The 25,453-nt window shown below is 72.5% G+C and carries 23 protein-coding genes; 5 read left to right on the top strand and 18 right to left on the bottom strand.

Annotated elements, in window-relative coordinates:
• Window positions 1-60 precede the first annotated feature (60 nt).
• Both ACIBP6_RS23525 and ACIBP6_RS23520 read right to left on the bottom strand, forming a co-directional pair.
• On the bottom strand, window positions 61-1,278 hold the full coding sequence (locus ACIBP6_RS23525) for a Gfo/Idh/MocA family protein (RefSeq protein WP_397055304.1): 1,218 nt from the start codon (window positions 1,276-1,278) through the stop codon (window positions 61-63).
• Window positions 1,279-1,438: 160 nt separating this feature from the next.
• The gene (locus ACIBP6_RS23520; RefSeq protein WP_397055302.1) at window positions 1,439-1,966 is read right to left on the bottom strand and encodes a TetR family transcriptional regulator; all 528 of its coding nucleotides are present in this window, start codon (window positions 1,964-1,966) and stop codon (window positions 1,439-1,441) included.
• Between the two features lie 102 nt (window positions 1,967-2,068).
• Here ACIBP6_RS23520 and ACIBP6_RS23515 point away from each other — a divergent pair, with 102 nt between their 5' ends.
• Window positions 2,069-4,291, top strand: a complete 2,223-nt coding sequence (locus ACIBP6_RS23515) for an MMPL family transporter (RefSeq protein ID WP_397055300.1) — start codon at window positions 2,069-2,071, stop codon at window positions 4,289-4,291.
• 3 nt (window positions 4,292-4,294) lie between these two features.
• Here the strand turns inward: ACIBP6_RS23515 and ACIBP6_RS23510 are convergent, their stop codons facing one another.
• From ACIBP6_RS23510 to ACIBP6_RS23490, 5 genes are read right to left on the bottom strand one after another with little or no spacing between them, the layout of a single operon-like run.
• Window positions 4,295-4,585: a hypothetical protein gene (locus tag ACIBP6_RS23510; protein ID WP_397055298.1), complete on the bottom strand. Its 291-nt coding sequence runs from the start codon at window positions 4,583-4,585 to the stop codon at window positions 4,295-4,297.
• Between the two features lie 42 nt (window positions 4,586-4,627).
• Complete coding sequence (locus ACIBP6_RS23505; protein ID WP_132622845.1) at window positions 4,628-5,269, bottom strand: ArsR/SmtB family transcription factor; 642 nt, start codon at window positions 5,267-5,269, stop codon at window positions 4,628-4,630.
• Window positions 5,269-5,757, bottom strand: a complete 489-nt coding sequence (locus ACIBP6_RS23500) for a cupin domain-containing protein (RefSeq protein WP_397055296.1) — start codon at window positions 5,755-5,757, stop codon at window positions 5,269-5,271. The genes ACIBP6_RS23505 and ACIBP6_RS23500 overlap by 1 nt, the downstream gene beginning before the upstream one ends.
• Before the next feature lie 28 nt (window positions 5,758-5,785).
• Entirely contained in the window at window positions 5,786-6,682 is an 897-nt protein-coding gene (locus ACIBP6_RS23495) for an LLM class flavin-dependent oxidoreductase (RefSeq protein WP_397055294.1), read from the bottom strand.
• A 46-nt stretch (window positions 6,683-6,728) separates the two neighbouring features.
• A complete protein-coding gene (locus ACIBP6_RS23490) occupies window positions 6,729-7,454 on the bottom strand; it encodes a dienelactone hydrolase family protein (protein ID WP_397055292.1) in 726 nt (241 codons plus the stop codon).
• Between the two features lie 88 nt (window positions 7,455-7,542).
• Here ACIBP6_RS23490 and ACIBP6_RS23485 point away from each other — a divergent pair, with 88 nt between their 5' ends.
• Entirely contained in the window at window positions 7,543-8,520 is a 978-nt protein-coding gene (locus tag ACIBP6_RS23485; protein ID WP_449594918.1) for an alpha/beta hydrolase, read from the top strand.
• 3 nt (window positions 8,521-8,523) lie between these two features.
• On the opposite strand, the gene ACIBP6_RS23480 is transcribed toward ACIBP6_RS23485, so the two are convergent.
• From ACIBP6_RS23480 to ACIBP6_RS23465, 4 genes are all read right to left on the bottom strand, one after another.
• Window positions 8,524-10,281 carry a CHAP domain-containing protein gene (locus ACIBP6_RS23480; RefSeq protein ID WP_397055289.1) on the bottom strand — a complete coding sequence of 586 codons (1,758 nt, stop codon included), beginning with the start codon at window positions 10,279-10,281 and terminating at the stop codon, window positions 8,524-8,526.
• Between the two features lie 264 nt (window positions 10,282-10,545).
• Complete coding sequence (locus tag ACIBP6_RS23475; protein WP_397055287.1) at window positions 10,546-12,411, bottom strand: protein kinase domain-containing protein; 1,866 nt, start codon at window positions 12,409-12,411, stop codon at window positions 10,546-10,548.
• A 111-nt stretch (window positions 12,412-12,522) separates the two neighbouring features.
• Entirely contained in the window at window positions 12,523-13,731 is a 1,209-nt protein-coding gene (locus ACIBP6_RS23470; protein WP_397055285.1) for a serine hydrolase domain-containing protein, read from the bottom strand.
• Between the two features lie 69 nt (window positions 13,732-13,800).
• Complete coding sequence (locus tag ACIBP6_RS23465; protein WP_397055283.1) at window positions 13,801-14,940, bottom strand: cytochrome P450; 1,140 nt, start codon at window positions 14,938-14,940, stop codon at window positions 13,801-13,803.
• An 87-nt stretch (window positions 14,941-15,027) separates the two neighbouring features.
• Here ACIBP6_RS23465 and ACIBP6_RS23460 point away from each other — a divergent pair, with 87 nt between their 5' ends.
• Window positions 15,028-15,615, top strand: a complete 588-nt coding sequence (locus ACIBP6_RS23460) for a TetR/AcrR family transcriptional regulator (RefSeq protein ID WP_397055281.1) — start codon at window positions 15,028-15,030, stop codon at window positions 15,613-15,615.
• Window positions 15,616-15,653: 38 nt separating this feature from the next.
• Here the strand turns inward: ACIBP6_RS23460 and ACIBP6_RS23455 are convergent, their stop codons facing one another.
• The 6 genes from ACIBP6_RS23455 to ACIBP6_RS23430 form a co-directional block, all read right to left on the bottom strand.
• Complete coding sequence (locus tag ACIBP6_RS23455) at window positions 15,654-16,787, bottom strand: M20 family metallopeptidase (protein WP_397055279.1); 1,134 nt, start codon at window positions 16,785-16,787, stop codon at window positions 15,654-15,656.
• 11 nt (window positions 16,788-16,798) lie between these two features.
• Window positions 16,799-18,340: an AbgT family transporter gene (locus ACIBP6_RS23450; RefSeq protein ID WP_397055277.1), complete on the bottom strand. Its 1,542-nt coding sequence runs from the start codon at window positions 18,338-18,340 to the stop codon at window positions 16,799-16,801.
• A gap of 79 nt (window positions 18,341-18,419) precedes the next feature.
• The gene (locus ACIBP6_RS23445; protein WP_397055275.1) at window positions 18,420-19,862 is read right to left on the bottom strand and encodes a sensor histidine kinase; all 1,443 of its coding nucleotides are present in this window, start codon (window positions 19,860-19,862) and stop codon (window positions 18,420-18,422) included.
• On the bottom strand, window positions 19,859-21,508 hold the full coding sequence (locus ACIBP6_RS23440; protein ID WP_397055273.1) for an FAD-dependent oxidoreductase: 1,650 nt from the start codon (window positions 21,506-21,508) through the stop codon (window positions 19,859-19,861). The genes ACIBP6_RS23445 and ACIBP6_RS23440 overlap by 4 nt, the downstream gene beginning before the upstream one ends.
• An 84-nt stretch (window positions 21,509-21,592) precedes the next feature.
• Window positions 21,593-22,354: an SDR family oxidoreductase gene (locus tag ACIBP6_RS23435; protein WP_397055271.1), complete on the bottom strand. Its 762-nt coding sequence runs from the start codon at window positions 22,352-22,354 to the stop codon at window positions 21,593-21,595.
• 33 nt (window positions 22,355-22,387) lie between these two features.
• Window positions 22,388-23,245: an RNA polymerase sigma-70 factor gene (locus ACIBP6_RS23430; protein WP_397055269.1), complete on the bottom strand. Its 858-nt coding sequence runs from the start codon at window positions 23,243-23,245 to the stop codon at window positions 22,388-22,390.
• A gap of 98 nt (window positions 23,246-23,343) precedes the next feature.
• Between ACIBP6_RS23430 and ACIBP6_RS23425 the strand changes: the two genes are divergently transcribed.
• A complete protein-coding gene (locus tag ACIBP6_RS23425) occupies window positions 23,344-24,018 on the top strand; it encodes a ThuA domain-containing protein (RefSeq protein WP_397055267.1) in 675 nt (224 codons plus the stop codon).
• Here the strand turns inward: ACIBP6_RS23425 and ACIBP6_RS23420 are convergent.
• Window positions 24,002-24,427 (bottom strand): TIGR03668 family PPOX class F420-dependent oxidoreductase, encoded by a 426-nt coding sequence (locus ACIBP6_RS23420; protein ID WP_397055265.1) that lies wholly within the window; start codon window positions 24,425-24,427, stop codon window positions 24,002-24,004. The genes ACIBP6_RS23425 and ACIBP6_RS23420 overlap by 17 nt on opposite strands.
• Window positions 24,428-24,522: 95 nt before the next feature.
• On the opposite strand from ACIBP6_RS23420, the gene ACIBP6_RS23415 reads away from it, so the two are divergent.
• Window positions 24,523-25,410, top strand: a complete 888-nt coding sequence (locus ACIBP6_RS23415) for a hypothetical protein (RefSeq protein ID WP_397055263.1) — start codon at window positions 24,523-24,525, stop codon at window positions 25,408-25,410.
• Window positions 25,411-25,453 lie beyond the last annotated feature (43 nt).

Here is a 25,453-nt window from a genome sequence, read left to right as displayed (position 1 = left end):
GGTGGTTGGAGGCACCAGTATTCCGGCCCCAGGCACCTTCGGGCGTGCGGGTTCTGCGATCTAATCGGTGCGGACGGTCTCGCCGGTCAGGCGGGAGCGCTCGGCGGCCCAGGCCATGAGGTGGCTGTGGAGGCTGTCGGTCGGCGACGACAGGATCGAGGAGCGGTCGCGGGTGGACACAGCGGTCAGGAACGCCTCGACCAGCCCTTCGTCACCACCCCCATGGCCGCCCCTCGCCGTGGCATCACCGGGGGGACGGGTTTCGACGACCTCTGTGCGGCCGGTGACGAAGTCGTGCACGGTCAGGCGGTCGCCGTCGCCTTCTATTGAGCCGTGGGTGCCGAAGACGCGGGTCTGGCGGTGCAGGGACGGGGTGAAGGCGGTCATGGTGAACGCGGCCGTCGTGCCGCCTTCGAATTCCATGTTCACGACTTGGTGGTCGACGACGTCGTTGTCGCAGGCGTAGACGCATCGGCCGTACGGGCCGGTTCGGAGGGCTTTCCTGACGCCCTGTTCCGAGACGTCGTCGGTCAGGGCGGTCAGTGGCCAGATCTCGCGGCCGGCCAGGGGGAGGTAGAGGCGGGTGGCGGAGTACGGGCACTCGGGTTCGGCCGTGCAGTCGAGGCAGCGGTCGGCGGCGTTCTGGGGGCGGTTCTCCGGGCGGAAGTGGTGGAGGCCGCCGAATGACGAGACACGGGTGACCCGCTTGCCGGTGAGGTGCACGAGCCAGTCGAGATCGTGGCAGGACTTGGCGAGCAGCATGAACGTGGACTCGTCGGTGCGCCGCCAGTTGCCGCGGACGTAGGAGTGCGCCTGGTGCCACCAGCCCACGGGCTCCAGGTGCTGGATGCTGACGATCTCGCCGATGCGTCCGGCGTCCAGCAGCGCTTTCAGGGTCTTGGTGTACGGGGTGTAGCGCAGGACGTGGCAGACCGCGAAGATGGCGCCGGAGCGTTCGGCGGCGGACACGATCGCGTGGCACTCCTCCTGTGAGACGCCCATCGGCTTCTCCAGCAGGATGTCGTAGCCCAGCTCGGCGAAGCGCAGCGCGGGTTCGACGTGGTCGCGGTCCTGGGTGGCGATGATCACGGCGTCGGCCTGGCGGGGGAGGGCGGCCAGCTCGCGCCAGTCGGCGTACGGGGTGGCGTCGGGGAACTTCTCGCGGCGGGAGGCGAGCGGGTCGGCCACCGCGACCACCCGAGCCCGGCCGGTCCCGGCGGCGTGGCGGGCGTACGAGAGCCCTCGCGAGCCCGCACCGACGACGGCGAGCGTGACCATCCTGCCTCCTCCTGGAAACTCTGCCTCGCACCAGCAGCGGGCGAGCCGTCCGGCGGCCCTGTCTCCCACCGGCAAGGCGGAGCTTCCCCTCTCATGTCAACGGCGGCGAGTCTTCCAGCGGCTCTGCCCTGCCAGCAAGGGGCATGAGACGGAGGGAGGGTCAGTAGGCGCGGGCGGCCTGCAGCAGGGCGGCGTGGACCTGGTCTTCGGGGAGGTCCATGGTTTTGACGGCGCCCCATTGCAGGGCTCCCAGGAGGGCCCAGCTCTTCAGGCGGGCTTCGGGGGTGGGGTTGTCGCCGACCAGTTTGGTGTGGATCTCGTCGCGGAAGGTCCGGACGGTCGCACGCCCCGAGTCGGCGTCGTCAGTCGCCGGGTCGTCGGCCGCCAGATCCTCCATGAACAGGCGGATCACCGAGCGGTAGCGCACCGCGAACCCCACCAGGGCCTCGACGAACTCCTGGCGGGAGGCGTACGGGGTGTCGAGCAGGGCCAGCATGTCGCCCGCCGCGGGGGACAGCAGCTCGGCGGCCAGGCGGTCCTTCGGGTGGAAGTGGTAGGCGACCGCGGTCTTCGTCAGGCCCACGGCCGCCGCGATGTCGGCCAGGGAGGTGGCCGCGTACCCGCGTTCGGCGAAGAGCGAGCGGGCGGCGTCGAGGATCCGGGTGCGGGTGTCGTCGGCTGTGGCCATCGTCTCATTTCCCTCAGGGAGACAGCCTTCCGGATATTTCCGGTTTTATCGTTAGGTCCTGTACGACCGTACAGGACGGCCGTCGAGTGGGGAACGGAAGCGATGACACGGTTGCTGGGCCGGCTGGGCGGCTGGTGCGCGCGCCACGGCTGGATCGTCCTCGTCACCTGGGTGCTGGCCGCCGCCGCCCTGATGGGCAGCAACCTCGCCTTCCCCAGCCCGACCAGCAGCGACGCCAGCATCCCCGGCACCGACGCCCAGCGCGCCCACGATCTCATGAAGACCGGTTTCGGCTCCGGCTACCAGGCGGGCGGCACGGTGCAGCTCCTCGTGTACTCCGCCGACGGGCCGCTTCTTGCGGACACCCGCAAGAAGGCCGTCGAGGACGCCGTCGACCGGCTGCGCACGATGCCGCACGTCGCGGAGGTGGAGACGCCGTTCCGCAGGGGCGGCATCTCCTCCAACCTGCAGATCGGCCTGATCGGCGTCCGGCTGGAGGGTCACGACCCCGACGCGGTCGGCAGGATCACGCAGGACCTGTCGGAGGCCGCCGATCCGGCGCGCGAGGCCGGGCTGGAAGTGGTGCCGGCCGACAGCTCCAACCCTGCCAGCAAGGAGATCAAGACGGGGCCGAGCGAGGTCGTGGGCGTGATCTGCGCGCTGGTGGTGCTGGTGTTCGCGTTCGGGACGCTGGTGGCCGCGACGGTGCCGATCTTCGTGGCGCTGGTCAGCGTGGCCTCGGGGCTCGGCCTGATCGGGCTGCTCGGCTGGGCCGTGGACATGCCCAAGCAGGCCGGCATCATGGCCACGATGGTCGGGCTCGGCGTGGGCATCGACTACGCGCTGTTCCTGCTGTCCCGCCATCGCCGCCTGCTGGCCGACGGGGTGCCGGTCGTGGAGTCCGTACGCCGCACCGTGGCGAGCTCCGGCGGGGCCGTCGTCTTCGCGGGCGGCACGGTGATCATCGCGTTGAGCGCGCTGCTGCTGGCCGGGTTCCCGCTGCTGGCCACGCTGGGCTGGGTCACCGGCATCTCGGTGGTCGCCGCCGTGCTCACCTCGATCACGCTGGTCCCGGCCCTGCTCGGGCTGCTCGGCCACCGCGTCAACGCGCTCAGGGTGCCGTTCCTGCGCGGCTCCGGCTCGGGCGGCGCCGGGTGGGCGGGGCTCGGCGCGTGGGTGGCGCGCCGCCCGTGGCGGGTGCTGCTCGCCGCCGTCGTGGTGCTGGGGGCGCTGGCCGCGCCCGCGCTCGCGCTGAAGCTGGGGCCGATCGACGAGGGGTACGGCGCTCAGGGGTCGGAGTCGCGGCGCGCGTACGAGCTGATGGCCACCGGCTTCGGGCCGGGCTCCAACGGGCCGCTGATCGTGGTCGCCGAGCTGACCGAGAAGGTCGCCGACGCCGACGACCCCCTGGTGGAGGACCTGACCCGCGAGGTGAAGGCCGTCGACGGCGTGGCCCACGTGAGCGACCCCAAGCTCAACGACTCCGGCCGCTCGGTGCTGCTGCAGGCCGTCCCCGAGTACGCGCCCAGCGACGAGCGCACCGCCCAGGTGGTCAGGGACGTCAGGGCCGTCGCCCTGCCCGCGGTGCGGGTGCACGTCGGCGGCGAGGTCGCGGGCCTGACCGACGCCGCCGACCGCCTGGCCGAGCGCACCCCGCTGGTCATCGCCGTGGTGGTGCTGCTCAGCGCCCTGCTTCTGCTGCTGGCCTTCCGTGCGCCACTGGTCGCGGTCAAGGCGGCGGTGATGAACCTCGTCTCGCTCGGGGCCGCGTTCGGGGCGCTGGCGCTGGTGTTCTCGTTCGGGCTGGGCACGGGGCTGGTGGGGATGGATCCGCCGGTCAGCTCGTCGTACCTGACGCCGCTCTTCTTCTCGGTGCCGGTCGAGAGCTACGTGCCGCTGATGTTGTTCGCGGTGCTGTTCGGGCTGTCGATGGACTACGAGGTGTTCCTGCTGACGGCGGTGCGGCAGTCGTACCTGCGGCACGGGTGCAACGCGCGGGCGGTGGCCGAGGGGCTCGGCTCGACGGGACGGGTCATCACGTCGGCGGCGTTGATCATGGTGGCGGTGTTCACGGCGTTCATCGCCTACCCCGACTCGATGGTCAAGACGTTCGGGGTGGGTCTGGCGGTGGCGATCGCGGTGGACGCCACGATCATCAGGGGGTTCCTGGTGCCCGCGACGATGGTGCTGCTGGGGCGGGCCAACTGGTGGTGCCCCCGCTGGCTGGACCGGATCCTGCCGAACCTGTCGGTCGAGGGCCACGAGGAGGAGGACGGGCCCGCGCCCGAGCCGCGCCGCCCAGCACCGGTCAAGGCGGGCGTCTGATCCTCAGTCGTCGTCGGTGAGGTGACAGGCCGGGACCCAGCCGACGACGCCGGTGGTGGCGTCGCGCCCGTGGTACCACAGGGTGCTGTCGAAGTGGGCGTCGCAGCGGTAGAGGCCGTGCTCCTCCGACCGGTTCGGCTCGAACCCGTGGCCGGGGTGGCCGACGCCGTTGCGGGCCGACCCGGCGCGCGGCTCCGCCCAGATGACCACCCCGTGCGCGGCGAAGTCGTGGCGGAGCCCCGACAGCGCCGCGGACGCGAGCAGACCCGCGATGGCGGCTCGTGTGATGCGCACCGTGTCTCCTTACCGTCCGGCTCACAGTAAGGCAGCGGTCACTCAGCGTTCCAGCTCCTTGCCGCCGCGCCGCCAGCCGAGCAGGCCGCCGTCGAGCGGGCGGGCGGCGTAGCCGTGCTCGCGCAGCAGCCGCACCGCCTCCGGCGACACCACGCAGTACGGCCCTCCGCAGTAGGCCACGACCTCCGCCTGCCTCGGCAGCTCGGCCAGCCGCTCGCGCAACTCGGCCAGCGGCACCGAGATCGCCCCCGGCACGTGGCCGGCGGCGTAGTCGGCCGCCGTTCGCACGTCCACGACGACCGTGCCGGGGTCGGCGAGCCGGTCGGCCAGCTCGTCGGCGGTCACGCCCGCCAGTGACCCCATCCGCGCGTGCACGGCGTCGCGCAGATCGGCCAGCCGGCCCTCGGCGAACGCCTGCAGCTCGCCGAGGAAGCGCGACACCCCGTCGTCGGCCAGGCGGTAGTAGACGCGGGTGCCGTCCTTCCTGCTCGACACCAGCTGGGCCGCGCGCAGTTGCTGGAGCTGGGCCGAGGTGTTCTTCAGCGGCACGCCCGCCGCCTGCGCCAGCTCCTCCACCGTGCGCTCGCGCTGGTCGAGCACGTCGAGCAGGCGCAGCCGCACCGGGCTGGCCAGGGCCTTGCCGACGCGGGCGAGCTGCTCGTAGATCCGCTCTTCGGGGAACATCAGACCATGTACTGGTCGTGCCGGCGGTAGAGCTCCGTCCACTCCTCCGGCGTGAGGTTCCGGCCGGTGGCGGCGATGTCGGCGAGCTCCTCGAAGTACGCCTCCCGGGGCGCGCCGGGCGTGAACAGGATCAGCATCGAGGCGGGCTCGCCGGACTCGTTGCGGAAGGCGTGCACGCCGCCCTCGGGCACGAACAGGAAGTCGCCCGGCCGGCCGTCGGTCCACTTCACGCCGTCGTAGAGCCGGATCGTGCCCGACAGCACGTAGAACGACTCGGTCATGGTGCGGTGGAAGTGGGCGCCGGGGCCGGACGGGCTGGGGCCCATCTCCCACCGGTAGAGCCCGTACGCGCCGCCGGTGAGGCCGCCGGTGGCGAGGTAGTGGACCTGGGTGGTGCGCATGGGCAGGTCGGGTGGGTCGCCCGCGCTCCTGAAGACGCCGCTGTGCTCGCCGCTCTCGCCGAAGTAGCGCTGCTCGGGGTAGGACATGGCCACTCCTCCATTGTTCCAAGGAACTTTAGAGTAGCGCGGGCAGCACGTCCGTGGCCAGACGTTCGAGCTGCTGGGCCTCGTCGGTCATCAGGTCCAGCAGGACGAGGTCCGCGCCGGCCTCGATCACCTCGCGCAGCCCGCGTACGACCGCCTCCGGCGGGCCGGCGACGGCCGACTCGGCGGTGCCGTACAGATGGCGGAGCTGCTCGCCGATCCGGTCCTCCTCGCCCACGGACACGTAGACGCGCTTGGCGACCCCGAACCGCGCCGGGTCGCGGCCGGCCCGCTCCAGCTCGGCCCGCAGCGTCCGCACCTGCTCGGCGAAGGCGGCCGTCGTCGCCGCGCCGGCGCCCACGAACCCGTCGCCGTGCCGGACCGCCCGCCGGATCGCCGCGGGCCGGTGCCCGCCGATCCACACGGGCGGATGCGGCTTCTGGTACGTCTTCGGCTCCATGGCCGCCTCGACCTGGAAGAACCGCCCGTGGAAGGAGACCTGCGGCCGGCTCCAGCAGGCCTTCATCAGCTCGATGCCCTCGGTGAAGCGCGTCACGAACCCGTCGGGGGACACCCCGAAAGAGCCCAGCCGTTCCCTGCCGCCGAGCCCGAAGCCGATCTCCAGGCGGCCACGACTGAGCTGGTCGAGCGTGCTGAGGCTCTTGGCCAGCTGCAGCGGCTGGTGCAGGACGCTGACGAACACGGCGCAGCCGATGCGCAGCCGCTCGGTGCAGGCGGCCGCGTACGTCATGACCTCCATCGGGCCGAGCGTCGGGACCGGGGAGAGCGTCCCCTCGCGGGTCCACGCGCTGTGGAAGCCCAGCTCCTCCACGCGCGCCAGGTAGGCGCGGAACTCGCCGGGGTCGAAGGTGCCGTCGGCGACCTGCTGCGGCAGGGAGACGGCGAACCGGGTGATGGCATCTGTCATGTCCGACCGGATAGCCGCCGTCCCCCGCCGCCAAACCTCCGCGTGACTACGCGTGCCGCTCGGTGAAGTCGAGGATCTGCCGCCAGGCGTCCTGGCACACCTCGGCCCACTCGCCGTAGGAGCGGTCGAAGAACGAGTGCGGCGCGCCCTTGTAGACGTGCTTCTCGTACGGCGTGCCGGCCCGGTCGAGCGCCGCCTCGTACGCCGCGAACTGCTCGGGCTTGGTGGCGGTGTCGGCCCCGCCCATGAGCATGAGGATCGGCGCGCCCGGCCCGGACGCCGGCTCGTCCACGAAGCGCAGCGTCGGGTAGAAGCCGATGCCGCCCGCCAGGCCGTTGCCCTCGGCGGCCTGCCGCAACGACTGGGCGCCGCCCAGGCAGAAGCCCACCGTGAACACCGGCCCGGCACCGGCCAGCGCCTCGGTGGCCGCCTTCGCGTCGGCCCGCACGTGGTCGCTGGTGAGCTGCTCGACGTGCGGCATGAACGCGAAGTCGTCACTGCGGTCGCCCGTTCCGGCGGTGCGGCCGAAGTAGTCGATCGCGATCGTCCGGAACCCCGCCTCGGCGAACCGTACGGCCAGATCGCGGTAGTACGGGTGCAGGCCGCGGATGTCGGGCAGGATCACCATGGCCCGGCCGTTCGGCTGCTCGGGCTCGGCCCGGTAGGCCAGGAAACGGTTGCCGTCGGCGGCGGTCAGCTCTATCTGCTCCTGAGAGGCCACCTTGCCCTGCACGGGCGGGGCGGGAGGCCTGCTGTCAGTGGAATGGCACATGGTCCCAGCATGCCCACAGCAGTTCGGGCGGTCGCACGCGACCCCGGGGTTGCCCGGCGGAGTAATCCGATATGCATGGTGGAAAGGTATGTTCATGACCCTTCACCCCAACCTCGATCCGGAACTGCGCGCCGCGGTCGAGCAGATGGCGGCGCTGCCGGCAGGCACGTTCCTGTCGTACGAGCTCCTGGCCCAGCAGCGGGAGCAGATGAACGCGATGGTGGCGGCGATGCCCCGCCCGGACACGCAGGTGGTGATCGAGGACCGCGTCGTGCCGGGGCCCGAGGGCGCGCCCGACGTCCGGCTGCGCACCTACCGGCCGCAAGAGGACGGCCCCGCCCGCCCGGGGCTCTACTGGATCCACGGCGGCGGCATGATCATCGGGACGCCGGAGCTCGACGACGCGATGCTCGTCGACCACGTGGAGCGGCTCGGCGTCGTGGCCGTGTCGGTCGAGTACCGGCTCGCGCCCGAGCATCCGCACCCCGCGCCCGTCGAAGACTGCTACGCGGGCCTGGCCTGGGTCGCCAAGAACGCCGCGGAGCTGGGCCTCGACCCCGCGCGGCTGGCCGTGGGCGGGGGCAGCGCGGGCGGCGGGCTGGCCGCCGCGACCGTGCTGCTGGCCCGCGACAGGGGTGGCCCCGAGGTGGCCTTCCAGCTGCTGATCTGCCCGATGCTGGACGACCGCGACGACACGCCGTCCAGCCGCCAGTTCACCGAGGCCGTGGTGTGGGACCGGGAGGCCAACCGGTTCGGCTGGCGGGCGCTGCTCGGCGACCGGGTCGGCACCGACGACGTCCCGCCGTACGCGGCGCCGGCGCGGGCCACGGACCTGGCGGGACTGCCTCCGGCGTTCGTCGACGTGGGTGAGCTGGAGGTGTTCAGGGACGAGTGCGCCGACTATGCGCTGCGGCTGGCGCGGGCCGGGGTCTCGACCGAGTTCCACCTGTATCCGGGGGCGTTCCACGGGTTCGACATGATGGTGCCGGACGCGGCGCTCAGCGTCCGGGCGCGGGAGACACGGCTGGCCGCGCTGCGGCGGGCCCTCCGGATCCCGCAGCCGTGATCGTCAGGCGCGGTGGCGGCCTCTCCTGGCGCCGCCCGCGCCGACCAGGAGGGAGTCGTCCTCGGGCGCCCTACGGTGCCGGCGACCGCGCGGGGTGAGGTCGGCGAGGGTGAGGGGCTCCTCGCCCGTGTGGCGACGGCGGCGGCCCCGGTAGGAGGGGTTCTCGCCCCTCCTCGGCGGGCTGAACGCGTCGAACTCGCTCGTCGCCCCCGGGATCACGATCCGCTCGAACGGCCCGGTGTCCACCACCAACTCCAGCGGCCCCGTGTCGACGACGACCTCCAGCGGGCCGGTCTCGTCGCCGAAGGCGTACCGGCCGCGGTCGAAGTCCGGCTCGTAGGGGTCGGTGTCGAAGGCGGGGGTGAAGGGCCGGACGTCGGCGGCGCGGCCCGGCGCGGCGGGGTCGAGGGCGTGGCGGCGGCCGGCGCCGTCCATGGAGAGGTCGAAGGGACGGGTCTCCAGCGGCATCCGGGCGTGCCGGGCGCGCGGGCGCCGTACGCCGTCCTGCGTGGTGGAGACCTTCAGCACGGCGGCGGGCTCCAGGATCGCCGTCGGCTCCAGCGCGGCGGCCGGTTCCAGGGCAGCCGCTTCCAGGGCGGCCGGCTGCAGGGCGGTCGGCTGCAGGGCGGCCGGTTCCAGGGCGGGCTCCTGGGCCGTGGGCTCGGGGAACAGCGCCCTGCGCAGGCGTCCCTCGCTCGGCTTGCGGTGGCGGCGGTGGGCGGCGCGAGTCCGGTTCGTCCGGGGTCCGGCCACCGCGGCGGCGGCGACGCGGAGGCGGCGGGTCCTGGCCACCGCGAGCAGCGCGAGCGCGGCCACCAGGGCCGAGCTGACCAGGGTGGTGGGAGAGTCGATGACCGGCAGCGGGCCGGTCGTGGCGGCGTCCGTATGCGTGGGGAGCGGTTCGGCGGTCGCCGCCGTGGTGTCCGCCGTGGCGGGTTTGGCGTGCTTGGCCTTCTTCGTGGCGTCCGGTGCGCCTTCGGAGGCCGACGTCCGAGGCGGGGCGGCGTTCCGCTCCGAGGCGGACGTGTGGGCCGAGGACGAGCGGGGCGCCGGGGCGGCCTCCTGCTTCGGGCCCTGGTCCTTGGCCGGGGCCTGCGTACGGACCTCGTCCCCGGTGTGGGTCCTGCCCTGGACGCCGTCGCCGGGGAGCCGGCCGTCGACCTGGCCCTGTGACCGGTCGCCGTGTCCTGCGGGGCCTCCGGAATGGATGCGGCCCCCCGGGATCAACGAGCTCAGCGACTCTCCGGGGAGCTCGCCTTCGACCCGCCCGGCCTTCTCCTGCGCCTTCCGCTCCAGCCGGGCTTTGACCTTCTCGGGGTAGCCGTAGCCGACCACCTTGCTGGTGTCACGTTCCTTGCGCTTGGCGACACCGCCGTCGACGTTACCCTCGATGGTGTGGATGCGGCCGCCCTCGACCTTCGTCACCACACCGACGTGGTCGATGCGGTCGATGCTGTTCGAGCCGCTCCAGTCGTAGAAGACGATCGCGCCGACCTCGGGCTTCTTCCCCCACGCGCCCTGCTTCTTGAACCACTTCGCGTGCTCCACGGTCCAGGCGAACTGCCCGATCCACTCCTCGTAGCCCAGCTTGTGCGCGGCCCAGGAGATGTACATGTCACACCAAGGGGCGTTGGTGAAGTCGTCGTCGAACTCGACGTGCTTGCCGTACCAGTGGCCGAACTTGGTGTACGCGTCGCCCTTCTCGCGGTAGCCGAGCTGGCCCTCGAGCAGTTCGATGAACTTCTGGATCTCTGGCGTCATGGACCTCGGGAAGAACCTTCCGGGCAGACCGGTTTATCCACGCAGCCCTGGGTAACAGTGGGTACACCGGGACAAGTGTGGCCAAACCGGATGGTTGGCATCTTCTGCGGTCAGTGAGGTTACCCGCCCGTAACACTGACCAGGCACGCGTCAAGGGAGGGTCAAGACCCTTGCGCGGATGGAAACTGCAGGTCAAAACGGTGCCAGAAATGTCCATGCGCGGGTGGTTTAATCGGTAAAGATCTACCTCTGGGTGATAGTTCGCTATCCGCCGTCCCACGGCTCGTTCTCGACATGCGGATCAGGCGCGGGTTCCGGTCCGTCCTGTTCGGCGGACGGCGACGCCGGCAGCAGCCGTTCGAGAGACGGCTGCGGCGAGAAGCCGTCGGTGGGCCGGCGGAACGGCTGTGGCGGGGAGTCGTCCGGCGGGTCCGACGTGGGGGAGGCCGCGCGCGACGAGCCGGACGGGACGGTGGCCGACCCGGTGACGTACGGGCTCGGCGTGGGCGTGGGCGTCGGATCTGAGGTGGAGGCGGTCGAGCGGCTCGGCGTCGGGGCCGGGGGACAGGCGGGCCCGTGCACCGCCACCTCGCTCACCTGCGGCCCGTTGCCCGCCGCCGGCTCCGTCATGACGACCAGCCCCAGGTACGCCCGCTCGCCGCAGGCGACGTCCCCCGGATCGTGCGCCACCTCGCTGGTGTAGGCGGTGCTCCCGCGCAGCGTGCGGGTCTCCTCGCGCAGGGTCCTGGCCACACCCGCGTCGCCGTCTCTGCGGGTGTACGAGATCCGCAACCGCACCGGTCCCGTGCCGGTGGCCGACACGGTGACCGCCCCGGCCGTCCCGCTCCACCGCACGATGCCGGCCGTCCGTACGACGGGGCTCGGCACCGAGGCCGACCCCCGGGCCCGCGTGGGGGACGGAGGCGGGGGAGCGGTGCGCGAGCTCGGCGCGGCGCTCGGTGTACGCCTGGGGGCGGTGGCCGAGGGGCGCGGGCCCGGCGTCGTGGCGGCGGCGGGGGTCCGCGTGGGCGGCGTGGTCCGTGTGGTCCGGGCGGCGGGCTCGGGCTCGCTCTGCGTCTCCGGCGGCGGCATGAGGATCGTCCCGGGGCCGGGCGGGAGCCGTCCGCCCGACACCATGATGGCGACGGCCGCCGCGACGACGGTCGCGCCGGCCACCCACAGCTGCGGAGGTAAGCGCGGCATCCATGCCATACGGTCGCGGATCCCGGCCGCGGCCTCCCGGTCGGTCCTGGCCAGCGGGAAGCGGAGGGCGAGCAGCGTGGCCTGCTCCGCCAGGTGCCGGCGCCCGCGCTTCTCCCAGTCGGGGCCGTACCCGGCGACCGCATCCTCCTCCACCTCGGCCGCGAACTGCCGCGCCGAGGCGTACCTGGCCGCCGGGTCCTTGGCCAGCCCGCGCTTGAGCAGGTCGCGCAGCGTGTCCGGGGCCACCTCCAGCGGCACCGGCTCCACCAGGTGCTTGTCCCGCAGCGCGGGCACGTCCGGCTCGGCGTCCGCCCCCTCCTTGTACGCCCGGTACGGCGCCCGCCCCCGCACCGCCTCGAACAGCACGCAGGCCGCCGCGTACAGGTCGGCCGACGGCCCCGCCTGGTGGCGCGTCCACAGCTCCGGCGACATGTACGCGGGCGTGCCCGCCGGGACGCCCGGCTCCTCGGCGTGCACCACGACGCCGAAGTCGGCCAGCTTGCTGGTGCCGTCGGCCTGGACGAGGATGTTGTCCGGCTTGACGTCCCGGTGCGGCACGCCGCGCTCGTGGGCCGCGGCCAGGGCGAGCAGTGTGCTCTTCAGCACGGCCAGCGCCGCCTCGGGGCTGGTCCGGCCGTGCTCGGTCAGCAGCGTGCGCAGCGACACGCCGTCCACCAGCTCCATGACGACGGCGGCCCTGGTCGGCATCTCGACGTACTCGTAGAGCCGCACCACGTTGGGGTCGTCGATCTCGACGAGCTGATGGGTGTCCGAGCGGAAGCGGTCCATGAACTCGGCGTCCCTGCGCAGGGTGGCGTTCAGGTATTTGATCGCCACGTGCGCACCGGTCGCCTCGTAGGTGGCCAGGAAGACGCGGCCGGTGCGACCGGCGCCGAGCTGGCGTACGTCACGATAACCAGGGACCAAGTCCTACCCCCATCGGCAAGCCCTCACCGGTTCGACGGTCTCACCCGGGGTTGGGGTTGTCACGACCGCAGATATTTCGCCCACCGTCAATGCGCCATGACGATGAGTGACTCACAGCGAGTCGTAGACCGCCTGCACGAGGTTGGGGGCGCGCATGCCGCCCGAGGCCCCGCTGCTCATCCTGTTCATGACGTAGCCGATGCCGAGTCGGCGTTCTGGGTCGCCCATGCCGAGAGAGCCGCCCATGCCCGAGTGGCCGAACGCCGTCGGCGACGGCATCGGGAACGTCATCGACGGACGCATGAAGCCCAGCCCGAACGAGCTGTGCAGGAACAGCACCCGGTCGGGACCGTCCACCCGGGGCCGCATGGCCTCCTGGAGCGTCTCCGGCCGCAGGATGTCGCCCGAGACCACCGAACGGTAGAAGCCGGCCAGCCCCCGGGCGGTGGTGACCACCCCGGCGGCCGGCCAGCCGGCGCGCAGGATGACCGGGTTGTTGGCGCCGCCTTCGAGCAGGTGCATGCCGGGGTTGCCGAGCGCCCGGTTCATCAGGCTGCCGGGGTCGAGCGCGGCCCGCGCCATCTGGGCCAGCAGGTCCTCCATCCGCCCGCCGTCCGTGGCCTCCTCGCCGACCGTCGGGGCCACGGCTCGCGGGTCGGCCGAGGGCGGCTCCCCGGTCCGGCCGGAACGGGGACGGTCCGCGGCCTTGAGCCGGGCCGTACGGGCGATCACGGAGTCCGGCGCCCCGACCCACAGCTCCAGGCCCAGCGGCCCGGCGATCTCGGCGGCGACCAGCTCGCCCACCGACTTGCCGCTCACCCGCCTGACCACCTCGCCGACCAGGAACCCGTACGTGAGGGCGTGATAACCGTGGGCCGTCCCCGGCTCCCACACGGGGGCCTGGCGGGCGAGCCGGGCCGCGATCGCCGGCTGGTCCTCGAACTCCTCCACCGGCACCGGCTCCTCCACCGCGGGCAGCCCGGACTGGTGGGTGAGCAGATGTTCGACGGTGACCGACTCCTTGCCGTTCGCGGCGAACTCCGGCCACACGTCCGCGACCGGCGCCGTCACGTCCACCAGCCCCTGCTCCGCGAGGTGCAGCAGCACGGCGGCGGCGACGCCCTTCGTGCAGGAATAGGCGAACGCCGGGGTGTCGCGCTCCCAGGGCCGCCCGGTGTGCCGGTCGGCGACGCCGTCCCAGAGGTCCACGACCAGCTCACCGTCGAGGTGGACGGCGAAGGCGGCGCCCAGCTCCTGCCCCTCGGCGAACTGCCGCTCGAACACCTCACGCACACGGGAGAACCTGGGATCGCAGTACATCGGACCTCCGCACTAATCACTTGGGCCCCGAGCCTAACAATCCAGGATGATTCCTCCCAGAGCAGATGATCAGCTCGGCCACGTCACCGGGAGGCTCTCCACGCCGTAGACGGCGGCGCCCTGCTTCAGCGGCACCTCGGCGGCCGGCACGGCGAGGCGCAGGCCGGGGAGGCGGTCGAACAGCGCCCGGTAGCCGATGCGCAGCTCGACCCTGGCGAGCTGCTGCCCCAGGCACTGGTGGACGCCGAGGCCGAACGCGAGATGCCTGCGGGCCTCCGGCCGGCCGGGCAGGAGCGCCTCGGGGTCGTCGAACTCGTCCGGGTCGCGGTTGATCACGGACAGGGTCAGGGCGACCGTCTCGCCCTTCCTGACCGGCGTGCCGGCCACCTCGACGTCCTCCAGCGCGACCCTGGACGGCGCGCCGAGCTGCAGGACCGACAGCCAGCGCAGCAGCTCCTCGACCGCCCCCTCCTCGTAGGCCGACCCGTGCTCCAGCAGCGCGAACGTGCCCAGAGCCAGCATGTTGGCGGTGGTCTCGTGCCCGGCGACGAGCAGGATCATGGCGACGTTGGCCAGCTCCTCGTCGGTGAGGTCGCCCGTCAGGTCGCTGATCAGGTCGCCGGCCGGCTCGGCTCGGCGGCGCCGTACCAGCTCGCCGAGGTACGCCGACAGGTCGGCGATCGCCTCCGCCGTGTCATGGCCCCGCACGATGCGCGCCGTGCGCTCCTGGAAGAACCCGCGGTCGTCGTACGGGACTCCGAGCAGCTCGCAGATGACCAGGGACGGGATCGGCAGCGCGTACGCGGAGACCAGGTCGGCGGGCGGCCCGGCGGCGGCCATGGCGTCGAGGTGGTCGGCGGCGATCCGCTCGATGCGCGGCTCCAGCTCGCGCATCCTGCGGACGGTGAAGCGGCCGGTGAGCAGGCGCCGGTAACGGGTGTGGGCGGGCGGGTCCATGGTGGCGAAGAAGCCCGGCGGCGCCGGGGCGGCGGGGCCGCCGGGGCGGGCCGAGCGTACGGGGACGTGTTTGAGCTCCTGGCGGGCGCTGAACCTGGGGTCGCCCAGCACGACCCTGGCCGCCGCCATCGTGGTGGCCAGCCAGCCCGGATGGCCGTCGGCGAACTCCAGGCGGGTCATGGCGGGCAGCCCGCGCAGCTCGGGCGGCGGGTCGAAGGGGCATGCCGGGTCGCGGTGCTCGGGAAGTCGCATATTTTGAGAGTAGGCTCTCATTTGACAGCTGGCTAGCAGAAAGTGTGCGTGGACGCCCGGGCGCCGCACCGCCCAGAATGCGAAGTCATGAACGACCGACCGGGCCTGCGTGAGCGGAAGAAGGCCAAGACGAGGGCGTCGATCCAGAAGGAGGCGCTGCGGCTGTTCCGCGAGCAGGGATACGCGGCCACGACGGTCGAGAAGATCGCGGAGGCGGCGGAGGTGGCGCCGAGCACGGTCTTCCGCTATTTCGCCACCAAAGAGGATCTGGTGCTGGTCGACCAGTTCCCGCCCTTCATAGAGGCGCTCCGGGCGCTGCCGCCCGAGCTCGGCCCGGTGAGCGCCGTACGCCGGGCGCTGCGGGCGGCGGTCGAGGCGCAGACGCCCGAGGAGCGCGCCGACAGCCTGGAACGGGAGAGGCTCATGGCCACGGTCCCGGAGCTGTGGGCGGCCAGCCTCAAGGGCGTCACCGGCGAGATCAGGACCCTCCAGGAGACGCTCGCGCGACGCGAGGGCCGCGAGCCCGACGACCCGGAGATCCGCAACATCACGGGAGCGATCGCGGGCGTCCTGGTGGCCCTCTGGTTCGCCTGGGTACGTGATCCGGGCATGGACGCCCTGGCGGAGGCCGACCAGGCCCTGGCCCACCTGGAAGCCGGCCTCCCGCTGACCTGACCGTCCGCCCCGGCAAGGCTTTCGCGGCGGCCTGAGACCTACGCCAGGGCGCTGATGAGGCCGATCGCGAGGGCCGTGCGCTCGGGGATGTGCTCGACCAGCACGTGCTCGTGCCGCGCGTGCGCTCCGTCGCCGACGGCGCCGAGGCCGTCCAGCACCGGCCGGCCCAGCGCCGAGACGAAGTTCCCGTCGCTGGCGCCGCCGACCGCGGTCTCCTCCAGCTGCCACCCGAACCCGGAGGCCACCGCCTGCGCCTCCTTGAACAGGCGCTGCGAGGGGGCGTTCGGGACCATGGGCGGCCGGTTCCACTCGCCGGTCGCGGCGACCGTCACGCGCGGGTCGGAGGCCCGCAGCCCCGCGAACACCTCGTCGATCCGCGCCATCTCCGCCGGGTCGGCGACCCGCACGTCCACGCCGCAGGTCGCGCGCCCCGCGGCCACGTTGCGCCCGGTTCCGCCGTTGATCAGGCCGACGTTCACGGTCGTGCCGCGCTCACGCGAGCCGGCCCCGGCCAGCGTGGTGACGATCTCGGCGAGGGCGTGGATCGCGTTCGCCCCCGCGTACGGGTCGAGCCCCGCGTGCGCCTCGACCCCGGTGACCGTCACGTTGAACAGCCCCACGCCCTTGCGCGCCGTCTTGACCGCCCCGTCGAGCGACGCCTCGAAGACCAGCGTGGCCAGGGCGTCCTCGCTGGCCGCCTCGATGAACTCGCGCGAGGCCGGGCTGCCGATCTCCTCGTCGCCGTTGAACAGGAACCGCACGCCCGGATGGGGAAGCCCCAGCTCGCGCAGCCCGCGCAGCGCCCAGACCGCCTGGACGAGCCCCGTCTTCATGTCGAACACGCCCGGCCCTGTGACCTTGTCGTCCATGATCGCGAACGGCCAGCTCGTGAGCGTGCCCGTCGGCCAGACGGTGTCGTAGTGGCTGAGCATCAGCACCGTGCCGGGCGCGGTGCCCCGGTAGGTCAGCTCCAGGACGTCGCCGTGCTGGCCGCCCTCGTGCAGGATCTCGTCGTCAGGAGTCCCGAGATGGCCCACCACCCGCGCGCGGATCGCGCGCAGCCCCTTGACCAGCATGGGCTTGTCGTAGCTGTGGGTCTCCAGCTCCACCACGGCCCTGAGGTCGTCGAGCATGGACGGCAGGGCCTGCCGGGTCCAGTCGTTGATCAGCACGAGAATCCTTTCTAGGGGACGGGCGCGCCGGGCCCGAGCGGGACGCCCAGGGCCCAGAACACGAAGAACAGCAACGTCCAGACGACGAGCAGGGTGACCGCGAGCGGGATGGTCATCGAGGCCAGCGTGCCGATGCCGGCCGAGCGCCGGTAGCGCTGCAGGAAGCCCAGCGCCATCACGAAGTACGGGCTCATCGGCGTGATCGCGTTCGTACAGGAGTCGGCGATCCGGTAGAGCGCCTGGGTGTACTCGGGCGGGATGTCCAGCAACATCAGCATCGGCACGAACACCGGCCCGACCAGCGCCCACTGCGCCGACCCGCTGGTCACCACCAGGTTGATCACGGTGACCACGAGCAGGATGCCGAGGAACACCACGGGCCCGCTCACCCCGGCCGAGCGCAGCAGACCGGCCCCGTCGATGGCGAGGATCTCGCCGATGCCGGTCCACCGGAAGTACGCCAGGAACTGCGAGATGGCGAAGAACAGCACGAGGATCGGCGCCATCTCGCGGAACCCGTGCGCCATGAAGGCGGGGATGTCCCGGCTGCCGCCGATCGTCCCGGCCGCCTTCCCGTACGCCCAGCCGGCGGCCAGGAACGCGAGCCCGAGGAAGATCGCGATCGAGGTGAGCAGCGGCGACTGCACGATCCCGCCGTCCTCGCCGCGCAGCGGCGACCCGGAGGGCAGCACGGCCGCCACGATCGCGGCGGCGAGCACCACGAGCGTGATCAGCGCGGCCTTCAACCCCTTGCGCTCCCCGTCGCCGAGCGTCAGCGAGCCCAGGTCGTCGTCGGGGGCGTCGGGATCGACCGGCATGGTCTCGACCCGGCGCGCCAGCACCCGCTCGGTCACGAGGGTGATCGCGGCGGCCAGCAGGAACGACGACGCGATCGAGAAGTAGTAGTTGGCCACCGGCGTGACGACGTAGGACGGGTCGATGGTGTGCGCGGCGGCCGTCGTCAGCCCGGACAGCACGGCGTCCGCCGGCGTGATCAGCGGGCTGGCGTCGTAGCCGGCCGAGATCGACACGAACGCCACCACGATGCCGAGGATCGGGCTGCGCCCCACCGCGCGGAACGCCAGCGCGCCGAGCGGGATGAGCACGACGTACGCGGCGTCGGAGGCCACGTGCGCGACCATCCCGGTGAACGCCAGCGCGAACGTCACCCACTTCGGCGACACCTTCGACACCCCGGACCGCAGCACCGCGGCCAGCAGCCCCGAGCGCTCGGCCACTGCGACGCCGAGCATGACGACCAGGATCGTGCCGAGCGGCGGGAACGACGTGTAGTTCTCGATCGCGTCGCCGACCATCATCCGCACGCCCTCGACCGAGAGCAGGTTCCTGGCCACGACGGTCTCGCCGCTCGCCGGGTTGACCGCCGACACCCCCGCCGCGGCGAGCCCCCAGCTCACCAGCGCCAGCAGCACGCTCAGCACCACGAACAGCCAGAACGGATGGGGCAGTTTGTTGCCGAGTCGTTCGATGCCGCCGAGCACCCTGAGCAGCGCGCCGAGCGAACGGGACTCCGCCACCGGCTCGGACGTCATCACCGCGCCGCCTCCTTCCCGCATTTCGGTCAAACCTTACATGCGGTAAGGAAGCAGTTGACAAATCGGCACCAAGAAATCACGCAGGGGCGATGGACGCCTCCCTGAGCGGCAGGCGCACCTCGAACCACGTGTCGCCCGGCACCGAGCGCACCTTGATCTCACCGCCGTGCCGCCCCGCCACGATCCGGTACGAGATGTCGAGGCCGAGCCCCGTGCCCTCGCCCACGGTCTTGGTGGTGAAGAACGGCTCGAAGATCCGGTCCTTGATCGCCTCCGGTACGCCGTGGCCCGTGTCGCCGATCTCGACGATCGCCTCGTCGGCGTCGTGCGCGGTGCGGATGGTGAGCGTGCCGTCCGGGCCCATCGCGTCGAGCGCGTTGTGGATGAGGTTGGTCCACACCTGGTTGAGCTCGCCCGCGTAGCACGGGATCGCCGGCAGCGTGCGGTCGTACTCGGTGACCACGCTGATGCCCGGCGGGATCTTCCCGCGGAAGATCGCGATCGTGCTGTCGAGCAGCTCGTGCACGTCGATCTGCTGGAACGGCGCCCGGTCCATCTGGGAGTACTGCTTGGCCGACCGGATCAGCGTCGTGATGCGGTCGGTCGCGTCGGTCACCTCGTTGAGCATCTGCGCGATCTCGACGGCCTTGGTCAGCCAGTTGAGCGACCCCGCGATGTGCCGCTCGCCGAGCTTCTCGCGGATCTCCTCCAGATGCTCAGGGGTGAACCCGGCCGTGACCAGCGGCGGCGCCAGGTCCCACGCGTTGTCGACGCCCAGCTCCTCCAGCGCCTCGCCGAGCTCGTCCTCGGCGTCGGCGATCTCCAGCGGAGAGCGTTTCGGCTGCGCGGCCAGGCCGCCCGTGCACGCCTCCTGCACCTCGATCAGGGCGCGCAGCCGCTCGGGCGGGATGCCGTCCTCGGCCAGCTGGGCGAGCTGCCGGCGCGCGCCCTTGACCAGCGAGCGCAGCTCGCCCACCGCGCGTACGGCCGCCGCGGCGGGGTTGTTCAGCTCGTGGGTCAGCCCGGCCGTGATCGTGCCGAGCGCCGTCAGCCGCTGCCGCCGGTCGATGATCTCCCGCTGCATGCGGCCGCCCGACATCAGCCCGTCGAGCAGGTGCATCCCCATCGGGAACCACTCGGCGACGATGTAGCCGAACTTCCGCGCGGGCAGCATGAACACCCGCGACGGCGCGGTGGCGCGCAGCGTGTGCTGGTAGGTCTGCGGCGCCCGGTCGCCGAGATAGGCGGCGGTGGCGCCGCCGTAGACGCCGGGCTGCGAGGTGCGGGGCATCGCGACGGTGCCGGCGGCGACCGTCTCGCTGATCATCTGCACCTCGCCCTCGATGAGCACCGCGAAGCACTCGGCCGGCTCGCCCTGCCGGACGATGTCCTCGTCCTGCGCGTACGTCTGCACCCGGCCGCTGCGGGCCAGCGTGGTGAGCTGCTCGTCGGTCAGCCGCTCGAAGAGGAAGAGCTTGCGCAGCTCGTCGATGCCGATCTGGGTCTCGGTCTCGCTCATTGTTTCTCCAAGTACCGGTGCACCAGCGAGACGGCCATGGCGCCCTCGCCGACGGCCGAGGCCACCCGCTTGATGGATTCGGCGCGTACGTCGCCCGCGGCCAGCACCCCGGGCACGTTCGTCTCCAGGTAGTACGGCTCGCGCCGCAGCGGCCAGTTGCGTGGCCGCTGCCCGCGCTGCACCAGGTCGGGGCCGGTCAGGATGAACCCGCGCCTGTCCCGTTCGACGGTGTCGCCCAGCCACGACGTGTACGGCTCGGCCCCGATGAAGACGAAGAGCCACTGCGCGGGGACCGTGCGCTCCTCGCCCTTCGTGGCCAGCGTCAGCTCCTGCAGGTGGTCGTCGCCGGAGCCGGCGACGACCTGGGTCTGCGCGTGCACCTCGACGTTGGGCAGCGCCGTGAGCTGCTCGATGAGGTAGTGGGACATGGACTTCTCCAGCCCCTCGCCCCGCACCAGCAGGTGGACCTTGCTCGCGTACTGCGACAGGTGGACCGCCGCCTGGCCGGCCGAGTTGGCCGCGCCCACGATGTAGACCTCGGAGTCCTCGCACGACGGCGCCTCGGTCATGGCGGCGCCGTAGAAGACGCCCCGGCCGACGAAGTCGTCCAGGCCGGGCGCCTGCAGCCGGCGGTAGGTGACGCCGGTCGCCAGGATGACCGCGTGCGCCGCGATCTCGCCGCCGTCCTTGAACCCGACCACGCGCGCCTGGCCGCGCGGCTCCAGGCTGACCACCTTGCGCGCGGTCAGCAGCTCGGCCCCGAACTTCAGCGCCTGCCGCCGCGCCCGGTCGGCGAGCTGCTGGCCGGAGACGCCGTCGGGAAAGCCCAGGTAGTTCTCGATCCGCGAGCTCTGCCCGGCCTGGCCGCCCGACGAGTACGCCTCCACCAGGACCGTCTTGAGTCCCTCGGAGGCGCCGTAGACGGCCGCGCCGAGTCCGGCGGGGCCGCCGCCCACCACGATCAGGTCGTAGAAGTCAGTGGCCGGGGTCGTGGACAGGCCCACCGCCGTGGCCAGCGTCGCCTGGTCGGGCGACTCCAGCGTCACGCCGTCGGGCGTCACCACCAGCGGCAGGTGACACCCCTCGCCCGCCGCCTTCACCAGCTGCGCGCCCTCGGGATCCTCGGCCAGCATCCACTGGTACGGCACGTGGTTGCGGGACAGGAAGTCGCGCACCCGGTACGACTGCGCCGACCACCGGTCGCCCACCACCCGTAGCTCGGTCCGCTCCACCCGGTCGGTGCGCATCCAGGCGTCGAGCTGGTTGTCGATCACCGGATAGAACTTCTCCTCCGGCGGATCCCACGGCTTGAGCAGATAGTGGTCGAGATCCACCACGTTGATCGCCTGGATCGCCGCGTCCGTGTCGGCGTAGGCGGTCAGCAGCACCCGGCGGGCGTACGGGTAGAGGTCCATGGCGGCCTCCAGGAACTGCACGCCGTTCATCTGCGGCATCCGGTAGTCGGCCAGGATCGCCGCCACGTCGTCGCCCCGCAGCCTCATCTCCTTGACCGCGCCGATGCCGTCCGCGGCCGTTTCGGCGCGGACGATGCGGTACTGCTGCCCGTAGCGCCGTCTGAGGTCGCGCGCGACGGCCCGCGACACGCCCGGATCGTCATCGACCGTCACGATGACCGGCTTTTCCATGACCCTCGCCCCTTCGATGGCTCCTAAGGGAAGGATGTCATGTGCGTGGGTATGCGGCGGACGGCCACCCGGAGCCTGGCCGGGTCAGGCGATGACCCGGCTCTCGCCGCCGTCCACCAGCAGGGACACGCCGTTCACGAACGACGCCCGCTCGCTGGCCAGGAACGCCACCACGTCGCCGATCTCCTCGGGCCGCCCGACGCGGCCGACCGGCACCTCCTCGCCGCGGCGGCGCAGCGCCTCCTCGTCGCCCATGAGCTGCCGCAGCCGGTCGGTCTCGATGGGGCCCGGCAGCACGTTGTTGACCAGCACGCCGTCGCCGCCCACCTCGCGGGCCAGCGTGCGCACGACGCCGGCCACGGCCGAGCGGGTGGCGTTGGACAGCAGCAGGCCGTCGATCGCCTCGCGGACCGACCGGCTGGTGATGGTGACGATCCGCCCCCAGCCGCGCGAGCGCATCTCCGGCAGGACCGCGTGGATCAGGCGTACGGTGCCCAGCAGGTTGCGCTGGACGGCGACGTCCCAGTCGTCGAGCCCGACCTGGTCGAAGCGGCCGGCCGGGGGGCCGCCCGCGTTGGCCACCAGGATGTCGACCGGCCCGAGCACGTCGCGGGTCTCCTCGACCACCCGGCGCGCGGCGGACGGATCCTCCACGTCGGCCAGCACGGCGTGCACGACCTTGCCGAACTCCTGCAGCTCCACCACCGCGTCGGCGAGCCGCTCCGGGTCGCGGGCGCTGACACAGACGTCGCAGCCCTCCCGCGCGAGGCTCTTGGCGGCGGCGAGTCCGAGGCCCGCGCTGCCTCCGGTGACGAGAGCGACCTTGCCCGAGATACCGAGATCCATACGGGCGACTATAGATCGCCTCCGCGCCGGAGGTCAGGCGGGCTTCACGCGGGTCAGCTTGTCCGGGTTGAGCAGACCGTAGACCGCGCTGATCAGGCCGTCGCGGAACTCCAGCACCACGAGCTGGGGCTGGTCGCCGACGCGCGCCCAGATCGCCGGCTCGCCGTTGACGTGGACCAGCCGAGGATCGGTGAAGTGATAGCGGGCGGCGAGCCCGGCCAGGAAACCCAGCACCTTGCGCCGCCCGGAGACCGGCCGCAGCGCCGCCCTGACCCGGCCGCCGCCGTCGGTGTAGGCCACGACGTCCTCGTGGAACAGGTCGGTGAGCGCCGACAGGTCGCCGCCCGCGGCCGCCTCCATGAACCTGGCCAGCAGCCTGGCGTGCTCCTCGCCCGACGGCCGGAACCGGTCGCGCCCCGCGGCCAGGCGGCCGGAGGCCCGGTGGTGCAGCTGCCGGCAGTTGGCCACGGTCGTGCCGACGATCTCCGCGATCTCGTCGTACGGCAGCTCGAACGCCTCCCGCAGCACGAACACCGCCCGCTCCGGCGGCGACAGCCGTTCCATCAGGTGCAGCGTCGCGTACGAGACCGTGTCGCGCAGCTCGGCCGTGTCCAGCGGCCCCGCCTCCGCCGTCATGACCGGCTCGGGCAGCCAGGGCCCGGTGTACGCCTCACGTTTGACGCGCGCGGAGCGCAGCTGGTCCAGCGCCAGCCGCGACACCACCGTCACCAGGAACGCCCGCGGCTCCCTGACCTGGCTCCGGTCCGTGCCCTGCCAGCGCAGCCACGCCTCCTGCACGACGTCCTCGGCGTCCCACATGCTGCCGAGCAGCCGGTACGCCAGCCCCAGCAACATCGGACGGTGCTCCTCGAAGTCCACGTCCGGCATCATGCCCCCTCATCGTGCGAGCCGCGCGTCGCCTCCTGGTGACAGGACGTGGAGGTCGCGGAAGATGTGACAGTTCGCGGGAACCGTGATGGGCTGGACGCGTGGCGAGAAATCTGATCCTTTCAGGAGGCCCGTTCCACGACTTCGCCGCCACGTCGGCCGCGCTCGCCGAGACGCTCGCCGAGGTGGGGGTCGAATCCGAGATCACCGAGGACATCACGGGCGCGCTCGCCGAGCCGCCCGAGGTCCAGCTGATCACCGTCAACGCGCTGCGCTGGCAGATGCCCCAGGACCGCTTCGCCGGCCTGCGCCCGCGCTGGCGCTTCTCCCTGCCGACCGCGGCCCGCACGACTCTGCTCGACCACCTCGACCAGGGCGGCGGGCTGCTGTGCATGCACACGGCGGCCATCTGCTTCGACGACTGGCAGGGCTGGCCGCGCGTGCTGGGCGGCTGCTGGAGCTGGCCCAAGTCCCACCACACGCCGCTGGGCTGGACGGGCGTGCGCGTGCACGGCACTCACCCGGTGGCCGAGGGCCTGCGGGACTTCGACGTGGTGGACGAGGTCTACGGCGACCTCGACGTGCTGCCCGACGTCGAGCCGCTGGCCTCGGCGAACGGCCGGCCCTTGGTGTGGGCGCGTCCGGTGCGGCGGGGGCGGGTGCTCTACGACGCGCTGGGGCACGACACGAGGTCGTACGACAACGAGATCCACCGCACGCTGCTGCGCCGGGCGGCCCTGTGGCTGCTGAAACGGCCGGTCACGGTGCGGGAGTAGCGGTCGCCGACCAGCCGCTCCAGCGGGTCACGTCCACGACGATCACCGGCCCGGCGGGACGGCGCCTGCGGTACTGCGCGTACTTCGAGGCGAGCACGTCGAGCGCGGCCTCGCGGTCGGGCCCGTCCTCGACGACCCGTGCGGTGCCGTCGGCGCGCGCCCACCACAGGCGCGTCCAGTCGTCCTCGTAGTGGTCGGCCAGCAGGCTGACGGCCGGGTTGTCGCGGACGTTGCGCAGCCGCCGCAGCGCCATGGTGGTCTTGGGCTTGTGGTCGACCGCCGTCACCACGCGCGCGCCCGTCACGGCGAAGGTGACCGGCACCACGTGGGGCCGCCCGCCGGCGTCGGCCGTGGCCAGCCGCGCCACCGGCTGCCCGGCGAACCTCTCCCGTGCCAGCTGAGCGTCCATCACCCTGCCATTGTGCGGGCGCGCTGCGGCCCTGGCCCGCAGGCGCGTCCGGAACGTACAAGAGCGCACGGCCCGAATCCGGGCACGATGAGCGCATGAACGTGAACCTTTCCGTGGTCCCCGCCTTCCTGGCCGGGCACGCGCGGGTGCTGGACCGCCGCCGCTACGACCTGCTCATGGGGGAGGGTGACGCGGCCGGCGTCCTCGCGGCGCTGGAGGGCTACCGCAACGCCGACGGCGGGTACGGCTGGGGCCTGGAGCCCGACCTGCGCTCTCCCGAGAGCGAGCCGGGAGCCGCGCTGCACGCCTTCGAGGTGTTCGACGAGATCGCTCCCGCGACCGCGCCGCAGGCCGCCGCGCTGTGCGACTGGCTGGAGTCGGTGACGCTGCCCGACGGCGGGCTGCCGTTCGCGCTGCCGATCCGTGACACCGCCGCCACCGCGCCCTGGTGGGCGGGCGGCGACCCGACCGTGTCGTCCCTGCAGATCACCTCCGTGTCGGCGGCGGCCGCCCACCGCGTCGCCGCCCACGACCCGGCCGTGGCCGCGCACCCGTGGCTGGAGCGGGCCACCCGCTACTGCCTCGACGCCATCCACGCGATGAAGGAGCCGCCGCACGCGTACGTGCTGGCGTTCGCCGTGCGCTTCCTGGACGCGGTCCACGACACGCAGCCCGGCGCCGCCGAGCTGCTCAAACGCCTCGGCGACCACATCCCCGAGGACGGCAGGGTGCGGGTGGAGGGCGGCACCGAGGACGAGGCGCTGCGCCCGCTCGACTTCGCGCCCTATCCCGGCCGGCCCGCCCGCACGCTGTTCGAGCCCGAGGTGATCGCCGCCGACCTCGTCCGCCTGGCGGGGGAGCAGCGCGACGACGGCGGCTGGGCGGTGGACTACGCGCGGATCTCGCCCGCCGGGGCGATGGAGTGGCGCGGCGCCGCGACCGTCAGCGCGGTCAGCGTCCTGCGCGCCAACTCCCTCGTCTGAGAAGCCCCGTAGTACTCCAGAGCTACCTGAAAGGTGCGCTCTC

This window comes from Nonomuraea terrae (genome assembly GCF_044465245.1).
Classification (GTDB): domain Bacteria; phylum Actinomycetota; class Actinomycetes; order Streptosporangiales; family Streptosporangiaceae; genus Nonomuraea; species Nonomuraea terrae.
The sequence above is the reverse complement of the archived record's forward strand: the minus strand, read 5'-3'. Positions and strand labels throughout refer to the sequence as shown.

Bases quoted from the DNA above. Each gene is read 5' to 3' on its own strand.
- ACIBP6_RS23525 (WP_397055304.1), bottom strand. From the start codon at position 1,278: ATGGTCACGCTCGCCGTCGTCGGTGCGGGCTCGCGAGGGCTCTCGTAC.
- ACIBP6_RS23520 (WP_397055302.1), bottom strand. From the start codon at position 1,966: ATGGCCACAGCCGACGACACCCGCACCCGGATCCTCGACGCCGCCCGC.
- ACIBP6_RS23515 (WP_397055300.1), top strand. From the start codon at position 2,069: ATGACACGGTTGCTGGGCCGGCTGGGCGGCTGGTGCGCGCGCCACGGC.
- ACIBP6_RS23505 (WP_132622845.1), bottom strand. From the start codon at position 5,269: ATGTTCCCCGAAGAGCGGATCTACGAGCAGCTCGCCCGCGTCGGCAAG.
- ACIBP6_RS23500 (WP_397055296.1), bottom strand. From the start codon at position 5,757: ATGTCCTACCCCGAGCAGCGCTACTTCGGCGAGAGCGGCGAGCACAGC.
- ACIBP6_RS23495 (WP_397055294.1), bottom strand. From the start codon at position 6,682: ATGACAGATGCCATCACCCGGTTCGCCGTCTCCCTGCCGCAGCAGGTC.
- ACIBP6_RS23490 (WP_397055292.1), bottom strand. From the start codon at position 7,454: ATGTGCCATTCCACTGACAGCAGGCCTCCCGCCCCGCCCGTGCAGGGC.
- ACIBP6_RS23485 (WP_449594918.1), top strand. From the start codon at position 7,543: ATGTTCATGACCCTTCACCCCAACCTCGATCCGGAACTGCGCGCCGCG.
- ACIBP6_RS23480 (WP_397055289.1), bottom strand. From the start codon at position 10,281: ATGACGCCAGAGATCCAGAAGTTCATCGAACTGCTCGAGGGCCAGCTC.
- ACIBP6_RS23470 (WP_397055285.1), bottom strand. From the start codon at position 13,731: ATGTACTGCGATCCCAGGTTCTCCCGTGTGCGTGAGGTGTTCGAGCGG.
- ACIBP6_RS23465 (WP_397055283.1), bottom strand. From the start codon at position 14,940: ATGCGACTTCCCGAGCACCGCGACCCGGCATGCCCCTTCGACCCGCCG.
- ACIBP6_RS23460 (WP_397055281.1), top strand. From the start codon at position 15,028: ATGAACGACCGACCGGGCCTGCGTGAGCGGAAGAAGGCCAAGACGAGG.
- ACIBP6_RS23450 (WP_397055277.1), bottom strand. From the start codon at position 18,340: ATGACGTCCGAGCCGGTGGCGGAGTCCCGTTCGCTCGGCGCGCTGCTC.
- ACIBP6_RS23445 (WP_397055275.1), bottom strand. From the start codon at position 19,862: ATGAGCGAGACCGAGACCCAGATCGGCATCGACGAGCTGCGCAAGCTC.
- ACIBP6_RS23440 (WP_397055273.1), bottom strand. From the start codon at position 21,508: ATGGAAAAGCCGGTCATCGTGACGGTCGATGACGATCCGGGCGTGTCG.
- ACIBP6_RS23435 (WP_397055271.1), bottom strand. From the start codon at position 22,354: ATGGATCTCGGTATCTCGGGCAAGGTCGCTCTCGTCACCGGAGGCAGC.
- ACIBP6_RS23430 (WP_397055269.1), bottom strand. From the start codon at position 23,245: ATGATGCCGGACGTGGACTTCGAGGAGCACCGTCCGATGTTGCTGGGG.
- ACIBP6_RS23420 (WP_397055265.1), bottom strand. From the start codon at position 24,427: ATGGACGCTCAGCTGGCACGGGAGAGGTTCGCCGGGCAGCCGGTGGCG.
- ACIBP6_RS23415 (WP_397055263.1), top strand. From the start codon at position 24,523: ATGAACGTGAACCTTTCCGTGGTCCCCGCCTTCCTGGCCGGGCACGCG.